Below are 14,430 nucleotides of genomic sequence, written 5' to 3' on the forward strand. Positions count from 1 at the left end.
CCCGATCAACCTGCATCCAGGTCGCCGCCCCGGCAGAGGTTCACCGGCCTCGGAACGGGGCGAACCACGTGGACAGCCCGTGGGTCACGTCCGCTCCGACCTGTTCGGAGGTGAGTTTGTCGCTGAACAGCCCCTGGAGGTCGTTCTGAATCAGATCGCTGCCGGTCGGGTTCTGCCAGCGGAACCCCACGAGCATCAGGTATGGCGTCGAGTGGTGCATGAAGCCGACGGCCTGCTGGAGGAGCGGGTCGTGCACCTGGATCCCCGGGACCGCCGAGATCTGCTTCAGTTGGTCCGTGAAGGCCTGTCCCCAATCGCGCGTCGCCGTGAACCGGATGAACTTGATCGCCGCGTCCATGTACGGGGTCTTGGCGTTCACGCCGTAGTTGCCGTCGTCGTAACTGCTAACCCACGGCGTGTCACCCGCACGCGCGACCGGGCCCGGCAAGATGCCCATTTCGAGAGACTTGTTCTGGGCCTGGAAATACCCGAGCTCGAAGATCCCGCCGATGTACATCGCCGCCTGCTCGTTGATGAACAACTGCTGCATATCCGTGTACGCCACGCCCATGTAGCCCTGGGGCATGAACGGACGGATCTGGGCGAACTTCGCGAGGGCGCCGGTGAACGCCGGGTTCCTGAACGTGGTCTGTCCGTGGGTCACGGCGTCGTAGAACGTTGGGCCTCCGAAGAAGGTCGGACCCAACACCCCGAACGCGACTTCCAGCGTCCAGCCCTCCTTGCCGCCGTTCGCGAGGGGCGTGATCCCGTGATCCTTAAGGGTCTGAAGGGCGGCGATGAATTGGTCCCATGTGTTCGGCGGCTTGACGCCCGCGCGGTCGAGCAGTTTCTTGTTATAGAAGATAACGAGCGTCTGCGTGGCAAACGGCACGCCGTAGACCTTCTTGTCGGTCGTACTACGGGCTCCGTCGAGCCACTGCGGCGAGAACGTCTTCAGCTCGGGCACCTTGTCTTCGAGCGGGACGAGAAACTCGGGCCGGGCAAAAGGCTGCAGCGCGCCGTACGCGCGGAGCTGAATGATGTCCGGCCCTTTTCCTGCCTGCATCGCGGCCGAGAGCGCGGTGGCGTACTCCGTCGGCTTGAACGTCTGAAACGCGATCGACACGCCGGGGTTCTGCGCCTCGAACTTGCGGATCTCCCCTTCGTAGAACGCGCGGTCCTCTTCGCGCCAACTCCAGAACGTAAGCTGATTCTTCGGTTGCGCCGTCGCTCCGCCTGGCCACAGCGCGGCCAGCAACGCGAGCAGCATGACCGCGGCCCAGATCCGTCGCATGCCCCACCTCCGCATTCGCCCTGCGGGCAGGGCCGGACGAGCGGATCCCCGCCCCCACTATGATACGCTTCTGTGCGTGCCTTGTCCTTCGAGCAGTAGCGCCGCGGTCACGACGGCGGGCTGGTAGCCTACGGCGGGTATCCCCTCGCGGACTGAACGCGAGCCGCGACTGGAAATCGACACGATGGACGCGGCGGAGGGAGGGAGATTCGAGAAGCCCTGCGCGCCCGTTCACCCAAGTGTACCCGAGCTGGCTGCGACCAGAGCGGGTACAGGATTCAGGATGTCGAGGAGATCCGGTGCGGTGCGAGGACGGGAAGTGCCGCGGCCATTCGGCTCACGGCCTCTTGGATATGCTGCTCGGCAAGAGAAGCAAAGCAGAGCCGGACGTACGGCGCCGGTGCCCCGTCGAACGTGTATCGACGCCCCGTGTGAAATGCCACGCCGTGCGAAAGTGCGGACGCGGCCCAGGCGTCGACATCAATCTCCGGCGTCACTTTGGCCCAAATCGCCATGCCGCCCGAGGGCGGCGAGAACGTGATGGCGCCGCGCAGCTGGGATTGGAGTATCTCAACCATCGACTCGCGCCGCTTGAGATAGATACGCCGTAGCCGATTGATGTATCGCGGCACCTCCCCGTCGTTGAGCATCCGGGCCACCGCAGCCTCCACGACATGATCGCCGCATGCGTCCACGAAGGATCGATGCCCGGCGAGGGCCTCGATGAGCAGCTTCGGTGCGATAACGTAGCCAATGCGTAATCCTGGAGCCAGTACTTTGGACAGGGTCCCTATGTAGATCACCGCGCCATGTCGATCAAGGCTCGCCAGCGGCATGACGGGTCTGCCGTCGTAATGAAATTCATGATCATAGTCATCCTCGATAATCGCGAAGCCACGCGTCACCGCCAGATCAAGCAATGCCATGCGGCGTCCGGGTGAGAGCGTGACGGTTGTCGGATACTGGTGGTGCGGTGTGAGGTAGACGGCCCGTAGTCGACTGGCGTCTGCGAAGTCGTTCAGGAGATCCACGCGCAACCCCTGCTGGTCCACCGGGATGGGAACGAGTCGGAGGCCAGCCTGCCGAAAGGACTCCCACCCCGGTTGATAGCCCAGGGCTTCCACGGCGATCGTGTCACCCGGTCCGCCGATGGAACGGCCAATGAGCGTTGCCGCCATTTGGGCGCCTCGCGTGATAAACACATTCGCAGGCGCAGCCGTAAGGCCACGCGTGGCCGAGGCCATGGCTGCGATGGCTTCCCTCAGCGCTGCATGGCCTTCGGGATCGCAGTAGCTCAGAAGATGGGGGCTGTACTGCCTTAGCGCCCGGCGATAGGCTCGACTCAGCGCGTCGATCGGGAACGCGCAGAGATCCGGGTTGCTGCTGCTCAGATCGAGACACCCCGAGGGGAGCACTTCGGGTCTGTGAGCCGTTGGCGCGGATTGAAGTCGATAGGCCAATGCAGGCGGGGCGCCTCCTGCGCTTGTGGCCGATAACCTCTTGGTCCGGACTCGAGGCTCCGGGATAGACTTGGAGACGAACGTCCCCCGGGCCGGTGATGTGATGAGCCAGCCTTCGGCGATCAGTTCTCCATAGGCCGCGAGAACGGTATTGCGGTGAACCCGCAGTTGCCGAGCAAGCGCGCGGCTGCTCGGGAGTTTGATCCCGGGTCGCAAGCGACCACGCTGAATGTCCTCGGTGATCGCACGGGCCACTTGCAGGAAGATGGGCAAATCCCCCGCCCGATTCGTCTCCAATGTAACGTCCCATGTCGGCATAGCTGGTCCAATTGTAACAACCGATTTGTCCATAACGGAAGTACCAGGATCATGGAATCCGATGGACCAGATGATCGCAGAGGACCAGCGTCTCCTCTGGGCCTTGCCCGCCGATCAGCGACCCAGGCGGTTGAACGCCGCGGGCCGCGGCCCGGGGCAAACCAGCGAGGATGGGGAATCGGAGATAGCAATACGCGCCGTGCTTTTATCGAACCCTGTCTGGCCAAGGCCCGCGGTTGTGAACTTCTTGAGCGCCAACGCGTGCCTTGAGTCTAGCACCCGCACAGCCGAGCAACGGTGCCGCTGCCTGGTCGTAGGCGACGTGGCCGGCAGGAAAGGGAGCCCGCTGGGCGAGCAGGTAGCCACTTCCGGCTAGATCGACTGCCTCTGCAGTTGCGGCTGGTCCACCACCGCTCGCGAATCTGGACCTTTCACCTCGATCGGCAATGTGCGAGTATTCATGGTGCTTGATTCGGTCGTCCCCCGGCAGCGAGCCCATCTTGTTCAGGGGTCGGAGCGGAGACTCGGGTTACTCGGCGGACAAATGCGGCGCCTGGGAGAATGAGGGGGGGTAGCGTTGGCCAAGCACGTCATCCAGACTGACAAGGGGGCGCCGCCCCGCGGAGCCTACTCGCAAGGGTGGCGAGCTGGGAACTTCATCTTTGTGACTGGGACGGGCCCCATCGGTCCAGACGGCACCGTGAAAGGCGAAACCATCGAGGAGCAAACTGAAGCCACGATTGACAATATCGAGGTGATTCTCAAATCTGAAGGGGCCACGCTGGACGACGTCGTGAAAGTGAGCGCGCATCTACTTGATACGAGCTTGTTCCCCAGGTACAACGCCGTATACGCGCGTCGGTTCCGCAAGCCGTATCCCGCTCGCACCACAGTGGGGAGCGATCTGCGACTGGTCCCCGGCATGCTGCTCGAGATAGACGCCATCGCCTACGTCGGCGAAGCCGAGCGAATCGGGTGAGGTGCGCCGGGACCGGTCTTCATTCGAAGAAGGGCGCCCTGTGGCATCGAAGTCGGGTTGGCGGGGGACCTCCCGCTGGTCAACCGCCGGCAGATGCCCATCCGGTGCGGCGGCGACCGGATCGTCGTCCGCATGACCAAAGACGCGAGTACGGCCGCCCAACTGGCTGAGCCAATGACACCTGGACCCGGTGACGGACAGGTTCGCGGCGCGTGCCCGCTTGATTGCCCGGACACGTGCAGTTGGATCGTGACCGTCAAGAACGGCGAACCGCTCGCGCTTCGCGGCGATCCCGCCCATCCGTATACTCGCGGCGCGCTGTGCAACAAGGTCGCGCACTACTTGACGTACGCGCGCTCCCCCGATCGCGTGCTGTATCCAATGCGCCGTACGGGACCGAAGGGGCGCGGCGAGTTCCGCCGGATCTCTTGGGACGAGGCACTCGAGAGGATCGCGGCGGGGCTCGGCGACGCGATCGCGACGCATGGGGCCGAGGCCATTTGGCCCTACGTGGGCAGCGGCAGCATGGGGCTGATCCAAGGCATGTACGGCGCCGGACGACGGCTGTGGAACGTGCTCGGGGCGTCGCGTTCGGTGTTCACGCTGTGCACGATCGCAGGGGGATTCGGCACCGGTTACACGCTCGGGGACAATCGCGTCGGAATGGATCCGCAGACGTTCCGATTCTCGAAGCTCGTTGTGCTTTGGGGCGCGAACGTGCTGTCGACGCATCACCATCTGTGGCGATCCATCCTGGAGGCTCGAAGGACCGGTGCGTCCGTCGTCTCCATAGATCCGATTCGGACACGGACCGCCGCGGCGAGCGACTGGCACCTCGCGCCGATACCGGGAACAGATGCGGCGCTCGCCCTCGGCCTGCTGTATGTCGTGCTGGCCGAAGGCAAGGAAGATCAGCAATTCATCCAGGAACGCACCGTCGGCTGGGAGGCGTTTCGCCGGCGGATTCTCGAGTATCCGCCGACTCGCGTCGCCGAGATTACCGGGCTCCCCGCTGAATCGATCGTCCGGCTGGGCAAACGACTCGCCGAGACGCGGCCGACCGGGATTCGTATCGGCATCGGCCTTCAACGTCACGGCGGTGGCGGGATGGGGTACGAGCGATCACGTGTATTCCGGGTGTTACCGGCGACTGGCGGTATCCGGGCGGCGGCGTCTTTTACGACACACGGGGCTTCTTTGGCGTGAACTGGACCGCCCTATGGCGCGATGATCTCAAGCCTCGGGAGACGCGTGCGCTGGATGCGAAACGGCTCGGTGAAGGCCTGCTCGAGATCGACAATCCACCGGTCAGGGCGCTATTCGTGTACGGCAGTAATCCCGCGGCGAGCGTCCCAAATCAGACGAAGGTCCTGCGCGGCCTGACGCGGGACGATCTGTTCACCGTCGCGGTCGAGCACTTTCTCACCGACACTGCACGCTACGCGGACATCGTATTGCCGGCGACGATGCAGATCGAGCACCGCGATCTGCTGATCGCATACGGGCATCTGTACCTGGCCTGGAACGAGCCGGCCGTCCCACCTCCGGGCGAGTGCCTGCCTGCGACGGAGATGTTCCGGCGACTGGCGCGAACGATGGGCCTCGACACACCGGCGTTGTACGACAGTGACGAGACGATCGCGCGGCAGCTGCTCGACAGTGGGCATCCGTCGTTGGCGGGTATCACGTTCGAGGAACTGAAGGCTCGCGGTTGGATGCGGCTGAACTATCCCGATCCGTTCGTCCCGTTCGGCAATGCCTTTCCGACCGCGTCCGGCAAGCTGGAATTCGTCTCCGATCGCATGGCAGGGTCTGGGTTGGATCCCATCGCGGGCTACACGCCTTCGCACGAGACGTCCCAGCGCGATACTGCCTTGGCCCGCGAATACCCGCTCGCGCTTGTTACACCCGCGAACCACTTCTTCCTGAATTCCATTTTCGCGAACGTGCCGAGCCAACAGCAGCGGGCGGGCGTCGCGACGCTGCTGATTCATCCGGACGATGCGGGCCCGCGCCACATTGCCGCAGGGGACGAGGTGCGGGTCGCCAACGCTCGAGGTGCGTTCTTTGCCGTGGCGGACGTGAGCGATCGCATCAGGCCTGGCGTAGTCGCCAGCACCAAAGGTCGGTGGCCGGGCTGCTCGAAAGAGAGTGCAACGATCAACGCTACTGTTGACGCGCGCGACTCGGATATGGGCGGCGGTGCGGTTTATCACGACAATCGCGTGCGCGTCGATAGGAGCCGCCCATGACCCTTGAATGAGCGGAGCGGCGCCGGCCCCTCCATCGCTTGAGAGCGCTCGTGGAGCTCGCGAGGGGATGGCCCCACACGCGAGCGTGTGGGCGCGCCGACGCGGTCGGGATCGAGGTGGTCCGCCTGACCGCTCCGACCAGCGCAAGAGAGATCGCCATCAAAGCGACGAAGACTCGATGGCGAAAAGCCGAGATTCAGGGAGGTCGTCCAGCGAGGATGATCGCGAGAGATTCGGTTGCTCGTGTACACCGTCGCGACCGACCCGACGGTAGCGACCTCGAGGTTGCCATGAGCCCATGAGGGTCGTTGTCTGGAACTGTAACATGGCCTTGGATCGCAAATTTGCGGCCCTGCTCGATATCGGACCGGACGTCGCGATCGTCTGTGAATGCGCCGAGCCGGAGCGCTTTCGTGCGCGCGCAAAATCAGATCGGTTGGAACATGATCCGGTCTGGATCGGGCAGAACCCCAACAAGGGGTTGGGTGTCTTCACCTTCAACGGATACACGGCGCGCTTGTCGAAACCGTACTATCAGACGCTTCACTACATCGCCCCCGTCCACGTCTCCGGACCGGTCGAGTGCAATGTGTTAGCGGTGTGGGCCCAGAACGCAAGCGGGGGCGTCATCAGGAAGAATCAGGCGGGCCCGCTCCACATGGCGCTCACCCGATACAAGGCGTTTCTCGCCGACCAGCCGGCCGTCGTTGCAGGCGACCTCAACAGCAATGCCATTTGGGACAAACCGGGATGGCGTATCAATCACATGGCCGCGGTGCAGACGCTGGAAGGCCTCGGGCTTGTCAGCGCCTATCACGCCGTCCGCGGCGAACCTCATGGTCGGGAGACCATTCCGACGCTGTACTGGAGGGACCGCACGAAGGACGGCCCGACATATCACATCGACTATGTGTTTCTCCCGAATCGCTGGATCGACAGAGTCAAAGGTCTTCGCCTTGGCACGTTTGAGGACTGGTGCGGGTCCGGCTTGAGTGACCACGTCCCGATCATCGTAGACATCGACGTCTGAGAAGGCGGATTCGCTCCGCCCGATGGGAGGCTGCTCCTGCTGGCACATCGTTGGCGCTCACATGTTGTGGACCGTTGATGCTTCGGGTCGTTTTCGCCGGGACCTTCGCCGCCCGCCTCGAGCCACGGGTGCGAGCTCACCTCGAGATTCCGTGCGACGTCATTGTTGGTGACGAGCTGGGGATCGTCTCGCGGCTCGCCGATGTGGACGTGTTGGTGGCGCTGGAGTTCACCCGCGAGATGGGCGCCGCCGCCAGGCGACTCAAGCTTGTGCAGGTGCCGGAGCCGGACTCGACCGTATCGACAGAGCGGCGTTCCCCGCGGGCGCCCGGCTCGCGAAGATCTACGGCCACGAAGTCGGCATTGCAGAGTAGGCCATGGGCGCGATGCTGACGCTGACTCGCGGCTTTTGTGCACTCGACGCAGCCCTTCGCCGAGGAGAGTGGCAGAGCCAGTGGGCCGTGTCGACGCCACCGCCGGCGCCTTGCCCGGAGCTCGCAGGCAAGACACTCGGCATTCTCGGCTACGGCCGAATCGGACAAGCCGTCGCGCAGCGGGCCCAGGCGTTCGACATGGCGGTCTGGGCGATGCGACGCGAGGTGAGGCAGCCTGTCGCTCACGCGCTCGCGTTGCTTGGGGGACCCGATAGCCTGGACGACATTCTGCAACGGGCCGACTATCTGGCGGGTACGCTCTCGCTTACGCCAGCTACCCGGCGCCTTCTCAGAGAACGGGAGCTTCGGTTGCTGAAGGGAACCGCCTTCCTCATCAACGTCGCTCGCGCCGAAATCATTGACGAGCACGCTCTCTACAGGGTGCTCGCGGAGCGGGCCATCGCCGGCGCAGCCCTCGATGTCTGGTATCAGTACCCTACGGGACCCGGCCCAACTCTTCCCGCACGGTGCCCATTTCATGAGTTGACCAATGTGCTCATGACCCCGCATGTGTCGGGCTGGACCCAGGGCACGCTCGAGGCGCGCGCCGAGCTGATCGCTCAGAACATCCATCGAGTCGCGCGAGGCGAATCTCCTGCGAATCTGGTTGCATGATCAAGGTACGAGGTGGGCCAGACGGGGAGGACACCTCGTGGTAGTACGTGTTCGAGGGCACGGAGGGCGCCTTTGTCGCGTGGTTCGACTATTGGGCGCCGGGGACGACACGCAAGCAGGAGGTCAACTGGCCCACCAGATTTCGCAGATCTGGATCTTTCCAGTTTGGACGACGGTGGCCATACTGTAACGAGGTCTCCTTGATCTCAGGGTGCAGGGAGGACGCGCCTGTGACCAACCCACTGGAAGCCAGCAGTCGAATCGCGGTGAAAGCGACACGCGTGCTCGAGCCCAGTTCCGGCAAAGTATTGCACGATGCATTCGTGGTTGTTCACGGAGACCGGATCGAATCGGTGACCGACGCATGTCCAGCCGACGCGTCTGTGTTGGACCTGGGCAGCCATACGCTGTTGCCGGGCTTGATCGACTGCCATACCCATATGTTGCTTCGCCCCGAGGATCAGGTCTGGCCCCCGGCGATCCTCTTCAAGACGCAGGTTTGCCGCGCGATCGAAGGGGTGGCGGCCGCGCGCACGGCTCTCGATCTCGGGTTCACGACGATTCGGGACACCGACAACGAGGGCGTCTGGCACGCCGATGTGGCGTTGCGCGAGGCCATCAACCGAGGGATTGTGGCGGGGCCGCGAATGCAGGTGGCCTCGGATGGGATCTCCATCACTGCCGGAGACATGACGCTGCAAGGTGTTAATCCGGAGCTGAACCTGCCCGCAATGGCTGCGGTCGCCGATACGCGGGAGCGCATGGTCTTCGAGGTCAGGCGCCAAGTGAACCTCGGAGCCGATTGGATCAAGATCTACGCCTCCAGTACTCGACGAGACGTCGATCGGACCACCATGGAGCCGTTGCATCAGATGAATCTCGAAGACGTCCAGACCATCGTTCAGGAAGCGAAGCGCTGGCGTCGAGATGTCATCGCGCACACCTACGGTGGCGAGAGCGCGCGGGCCTCCATCCTCGGCGGCGCTCGGTCCATAGAGCACGGCACGCTGTTCGATCAATCGGTGATGACGCTCCTCGTTGAACATGGTCTGTTCTGGTGTCCGACCATGGCAACTTATCACAAGCGGCAATTCACCGACTTCGACCGCGAGTTGGTGCAACGTCACAAGCGGGCCTTCCAATTGGGGTTGCGGATGGGCGCGAAGATTTGTTTTGGAACCGATGTTGGGTCGTTTCCTCACGGCGAGCAGGTGGACGAATTTGACCTGATGGTATCGTACGGAATGGAACCGTTAGAGGCGATCCGCTCTGCCACGACACGTGCTGCAGAGCTGTTGCGGATGGAGGGGCGGTTGGGGGCGCTCACCCCCGGCGCATATGCGGACCTGATTGCTGTGGAGGGGGATCCTGTATCCAGTATCAACGCGTTGAAGCAGGTCAGGTTCGTGATGAAGGGCGGCGTGGTGTTCCGAGACAGCATCGGGGCAGGCCGACCCGAGCATCGTGTATCGACGATTGCGCGGGCCACGTGACGCGGCGATCCGGGCCCAGGTTCAAGCATGGGGCGAATCGTGAAAGGGGGGCGCGTCCAGCCCCTGCTTTCCCGCCGGCTTCGCGACGCGGTGGAATGGATCGCCCAATCACTCGGCGACGCCCCACTGGGTTGCGTCATTCGCCATCACGGGAGCAGCGTTGGCCTGGAGATGTATCGAGGGATCGCTGCCGACACGTTGTTCGAGATCGGCAGCATCCGAAAGTCGTTCAACAGCGCGCTGATTGGCTGCGCCGCCGGGACGAGCGACTTCGTCATTCACCTCAAGGCGACCGATCTTTGGCCGGAACTGATGACCATCAGCGGTGATCCGGACGATGCAAGGATCACGTTGCATCATTTGGCCAGCGGGGTTTCCGGGTGGCTGACGCCGGATCCCCCGGGTTCACGTTTTCTGTACAACAGCGCGGCCTTCACAGCCGCAGAGCGGGTGGTTGCTCGCTACTTGGGATTGCCGCACGATGAAGTCGCCGCCGAAGTCGCACATCGTTTCAAGGTGCCCCTGGGCGCGGGTTCCTGGCGAATCTACCACTTCCCCGGCGAGTTTACGCCCGGAGATGTCGAGAATCCGGGACCCAAACTTGCCATCGACTCCACGCTTGCCGATCTCGCGACCTGGGGGGAACTTTGGTGTAACGCGGGCCGCCGGCGCGGGGAGCAGTTGATCCCGGAGACGTACGTCGCGCGGGCCACGCGCCTTGTGAATCCCGACATCCCGGGGTCCCGCTACGGGTATGGTTGGTTTGTGAACGCTGGCCAAGCCCTGTGGCCTGGGGTCCCGGCGGATTCGTATGGTCATGCCGGGTTTGGATCGTTCCAGCCCGCGGGCGGCCCGAGCCGCGCGTTGTTATGGATCTGTCCGTCACTTGCGGTGGTGGTCGCGATCGTTACTGATGCCGCGGCTGGCTTTGTAGGCGATTTCCTCGAGGTACCCAATGGCTCTACGGCAGCGTGCATCGCCCGAATCGCGAACGCACTCTAACAACGAAGTGCAGAGTCGGTTTTCGCGACGCGGACGGACCGCCTGCACTCGGCAGCCCTGCGGAACGTCGCGGCAGTACGAGACGTTCCAGGTCTACCTCGCTCTAGGGCCGATGCTGCGGTCATTGCAGAGCGCTGCGGATGAGTTGTCAACGGCCGGGGCATCGCATCTCGCAACACGCCTCCATCAAGAAGCGCGGGCATACGATCCGCGAACTAACGTGGTGTTGATGCGTCTCCCTCACGCCAATCCGCGAATGCGCGCCCGCACTGTCCTAATCACTGACCGTTGCCGTCACCTTGCGCGTTCTTGTCCAAGTAGCTCGGTGTCAGCAAGTCCGCTGGCGCCAAGTCGGTACCGTTATACCCGACGCTCGTGGAGTCATCAGACATCCCTCCGTGCGCCATCGCTGCCATTGGCGTCAGCGCTACTGTCACGCCAATCGCGAGTGCCGCCAACGCTCGACGCATGTCGATCCCTCCTTTCACTTCGGGTCATCCTAATTGTACCCACGTCCTCGCGCGAGATAACCGTGCGGCTCACCGCTTGAGATGTGTCACTATTCGTGGGGCCGCCCCATGGCGCAACGGTTGTCGAGCGGCTCTATCGGAGCAGAGAGGAGTGCAGCCGTTGAGTTTCGATCGGACTACGCTCCTGTTGTGGGCAGGTCAGCTTCATGACACCCCTCTCCTTCAGTTGGTTCGTAGGAAGTGCAAGGGGCGGACCCTTTCCGGATCCGCCCCCCTGGCTAGTCAAACATCACCTGCGACCTATCGGACGAGCGACAGTCCCTTGTTCTCATCGCTCTCATCGGTTGCTATTCGCAACCGCGACAGCGATGGCCGATAGTCCAAGAAATACTCCAACCGCCACCCATGGGAAGAACACGGCTGTCACCTCCTTCGTTCCGCCTTGCCCTCCCGCTCTAGCATTCTTCCCTCTGGCCTGTTCGCACTAACCTTGCATATTCTAATAACCGTGCATAGATTTGGCGTTGCCCAGGACGGGGCGTACACATATGCCCGGCTTGCCCTTCGTGCGTGCGGGCAACGGCGGCGATTACTGGTTTTGCGTAGAAAAAGCACGGTCCGATCGAACGGCTTCGCAACCCGATGTGGCACAATTCAGCGTCCGAACAACCCAACTAGGCCAATCACGATCAGATAGAGGGCCACGATGTAATTCAGCAGGCGTGGTAGTACGAGAATCAAGATGCCGGCGATTAGCGCGACCACCGGCGAGATCGCGGTGAGGCTAACGATCACTGGCGGTCTCGCAGTCTGGGCGAACGCCGGTGCTACCGCCTGACCTGCAACAATCATCAACGACAATGCCAAGTACACGGCCCACGTTAACAAGCGTCGGTGCCGCCGTCCGCGTTTCATGGGTGCCCACCTCCCACGATCGTCCACCGTTCTTTGTGGCGCCTTCGTCCCTCGCGGTTCACCCCTCGCTCTTCTCCTCAGGTCCTCGCATGTCTCGCGCCGCGAGTGGACTAAGCCGATTTGGCGTTTGGTTCAGGCTGCAAACACGGGTCGTTCTGCTTGTGCATAATGGGGTGTCGGGGTGTTTTCGTCAGGCGTGAGATAGCCACCAGCGAAAACTGGGCGTCCGGCTGAGTCTCGAAGCTCGTAGGCAGAAGGTCCATGCGGACCAGTCCAGAACCATCGTTCGTCCCGCGCATATGCTTCAAGCAATAGACTGATACGACCTCGGTTCCGTACTGGGGGTTCACCTTCGCTACGGCGTTGCATTCAGGACAATAGAACCGTGGCATTGTTGACACCCCCTTCACGCAAGCTGAGCGCCAACGGTAGCTCCAACTGGATCTACCGATAGTCCGGCTACGATATATGACTACCCATACCAGTGATTTTGGAATCGGGTACCGTTGATTCACACTTCTCACGCATGCCGCTCCTCCCGATCCGTGATGCTAGTGGTCCATCGCTCACGGAACACGTGGCAACGAGACGCAGATTCTGCTTAAGCCCGGATTCGAGGTAGACGTAGGAGACCGTCTAACTCCGCCGTGTTTGGGTCAGAGGCCGCGCTAGGATGATGGTGTGTTGCAGAATATCATGGGCGTCTGAGATGGCGGCTTCCCGATCGGTTGCGCTCCCTTCTGCGAGTCTCGCAACACTGCCTCGTAGGAAGCCATTTTCTGCAGCCCAGTGAGTGCGAAATAGGTGCCAATCGCAGGTACTGGAACCTCGACACTCAAGGATAAGCGTATATTCGTTATCGGCTTCGCGCAGAATACCGATGCACTCACTCATCGGTGGTCACCTTTGTGTGATGCGAGGTGGTATCTGCAGCGAGTGTGGTGCGTAACGCGGTCCCATTGAGGTTCCGTTATTAATGTTGTTCCCTGGGTGGCTCAACTCAAACGCGGACAGCCTCGTCTAGCAGCCAGGCTGTGAATGAACTGCCTGCCATCTGCCGGACACACGCCTCGCAGCCCCGGGGCACCGGACCCGCTAGTGTGACCATGGCGACTGGCCGGGGGATTGCCGCGGCGGGCAGCTCCTGGGCGCGAGGGAAGGTTTAGCGGTTTCCGCGTGAGGGTATCGACGATGGTAGTAGGGTCGTTGAATCTCGATCGTCGTGTCTCGACGGAGGTGAATGCGATGATGCGAGTCGCGGGCGCGATTTGTGCGATGCTGCTGGTCATCGTGCCAGCGGCTGCACAGGATCAGGGGCCCTACGTTGTTTCGCCGGGCGTTGGCATTGGGACAATCAAGCTCGGCATGAGCATCACAATGGCCTCCGCGATCCTCGGCACACCGAACCGCGCGGACCTGTTGCAGGAGCCTGCTGTGCCCGCGCGCAGGGGCACTCACAGCTACACTTGGCCCGACCGCCACCTCGTGGTGGAGACGGATGCGTCCGGGAGTATCTTCTACATCGGGGCCGCGATGCCTGGGGTCGCTACGGCCGATGGCCTTGGGTGCGGTTCCAACATGGACGACGTGCAGGATCGGCTTGGCGTGCCGGCCGAGTCGTTCCCGGTTGGACATAGCGTTCGAATGATCTACGACCATCTCGGCATTCAGTTCTCGGTCTCCATGGTTGTGGGCACGGACTTCTACCATCGGGTCGAGGCGGTCGGCGTATTCGCCCCACGCTAACCGTCGCGTGGGCATGCGTCCGCGACAAGAGCGCACGGCAGTATTCCCAGCTGGCAGACCGCCCCGTGGGCAGGTTCCTCCGGCCCAGCTAACTTGTGATTGCAGCGCTCCTAAGTTGCAGGCGCACCGTCACGGCCGTCGCCGCACCGACTGGGGAGGGTAGATCCTATTTCTTGCAAGCGTATCGCCGACACTTGGAATGCCTCGCTAGAATGTACTGTTTGGACGTAGTGTTAACACTTGGAGGGCTACCTCCCGTGACAGCAAGAGGGTCACAGTCCGGCCTCCGAATACTCCAACCGAGACCTGGCGGGTTTCGGAAGGAGGGAGACGGACGTGACCCTCGAGGACAGCGTTCGCCATCATCGGCTCATGCTCATGCAACGAGCGGCGCAGTTGGGCAATGTCACGCGCGCCTGCCAG

12 protein-coding genes are annotated in these 14,430 nt (G+C 62.6%); 8 read left to right on the top strand and 4 right to left on the bottom strand.

The window, feature by feature from the left end; translation table 11 throughout:
* Window positions 1-40 precede the first annotated feature (40 nt).
* Complete coding sequence (locus VKZ50_05290) at window positions 41-1,294, bottom strand: extracellular solute-binding protein (protein HLJ59127.1); 1,254 nt, start codon at window positions 1,292-1,294, stop codon at window positions 41-43.
* 278 nt (window positions 1,295-1,572) lie between these two features.
* A complete protein-coding gene (locus VKZ50_05295) occupies window positions 1,573-3,105 on the bottom strand; it encodes a PLP-dependent aminotransferase family protein (protein HLJ59128.1) in 1,533 nt (510 codons plus the stop codon).
* A gap of 544 nt (window positions 3,106-3,649) precedes the next feature.
* Here VKZ50_05295 and VKZ50_05300 point away from each other — a divergent pair.
* The 7 genes from VKZ50_05300 to VKZ50_05330 all read left to right on the top strand — a co-directional run bounded on the left by VKZ50_05300 (window position 3,650) and on the right by VKZ50_05330 (window position 10,876).
* Entirely contained in the window at window positions 3,650-4,051 is a 402-nt protein-coding gene (locus VKZ50_05300) for a RidA family protein (protein HLJ59129.1), read from the top strand.
* 57 nt (window positions 4,052-4,108) lie between these two features.
* The gene (locus VKZ50_05305) at window positions 4,109-5,257 is read left to right on the top strand and encodes a molybdopterin-dependent oxidoreductase (GenBank protein HLJ59130.1); all 1,149 of its coding nucleotides are present in this window, start codon (window positions 4,109-4,111) and stop codon (window positions 5,255-5,257) included.
* A complete protein-coding gene (locus VKZ50_05310; protein HLJ59131.1) occupies window positions 5,254-6,303 on the top strand; it encodes a molybdopterin dinucleotide binding domain-containing protein in 1,050 nt (349 codons plus the stop codon). The genes VKZ50_05305 and VKZ50_05310 overlap by 4 nt, the downstream gene beginning before the upstream one ends.
* Window positions 6,304-6,628: 325 nt before the next feature.
* Entirely contained in the window at window positions 6,629-7,333 is a 705-nt protein-coding gene (locus VKZ50_05315; GenBank protein ID HLJ59132.1) for a hypothetical protein, read from the top strand.
* Window positions 7,334-7,709: 376 nt separating this feature from the next.
* On the top strand, window positions 7,710-8,381 hold the full coding sequence (locus VKZ50_05320; protein ID HLJ59133.1) for an NAD(P)-dependent oxidoreductase: 672 nt from the start codon (window positions 7,710-7,712) through the stop codon (window positions 8,379-8,381).
* A 230-nt stretch (window positions 8,382-8,611) separates the two neighbouring features.
* Window positions 8,612-9,874, top strand: coding sequence for an amidohydrolase family protein (locus tag VKZ50_05325; protein ID HLJ59134.1), 1,263 nt, complete (start codon window positions 8,612-8,614; stop codon window positions 9,872-9,874).
* A gap of 90 nt (window positions 9,875-9,964) precedes the next feature.
* Entirely contained in the window at window positions 9,965-10,876 is a 912-nt protein-coding gene (locus VKZ50_05330; protein ID HLJ59135.1) for a serine hydrolase, read from the top strand.
* A gap of 278 nt (window positions 10,877-11,154) precedes the next feature.
* Here the strand turns inward: VKZ50_05330 and VKZ50_05335 are convergent, their stop codons facing one another.
* Window positions 11,155-11,346, bottom strand: a complete 192-nt coding sequence (locus VKZ50_05335) for a hypothetical protein (protein ID HLJ59136.1) — start codon at window positions 11,344-11,346, stop codon at window positions 11,155-11,157.
* Window positions 11,347-12,000: 654 nt separating this feature from the next.
* On the bottom strand, window positions 12,001-12,138 hold the full coding sequence (locus VKZ50_05340) for a DUF3096 domain-containing protein (GenBank protein ID HLJ59137.1): 138 nt from the start codon (window positions 12,136-12,138) through the stop codon (window positions 12,001-12,003).
* Between the two features lie 1,368 nt (window positions 12,139-13,506).
* Between VKZ50_05340 and VKZ50_05345 the strand changes: the two genes are divergently transcribed.
* Window positions 13,507-14,007 carry a hypothetical protein gene (locus VKZ50_05345; GenBank protein ID HLJ59138.1) on the top strand — a complete coding sequence of 167 codons (501 nt, stop codon included), beginning with the start codon at window positions 13,507-13,509 and terminating at the stop codon, window positions 14,005-14,007.
* Window positions 14,008-14,430: the final 423 nt, after the last annotated feature.

It is taken from the genome of bacterium, from assembly GCA_035295165.1.
Classification (GTDB): domain Bacteria; phylum Sysuimicrobiota; class Sysuimicrobiia; order Sysuimicrobiales; family Segetimicrobiaceae; genus JAJPIA01.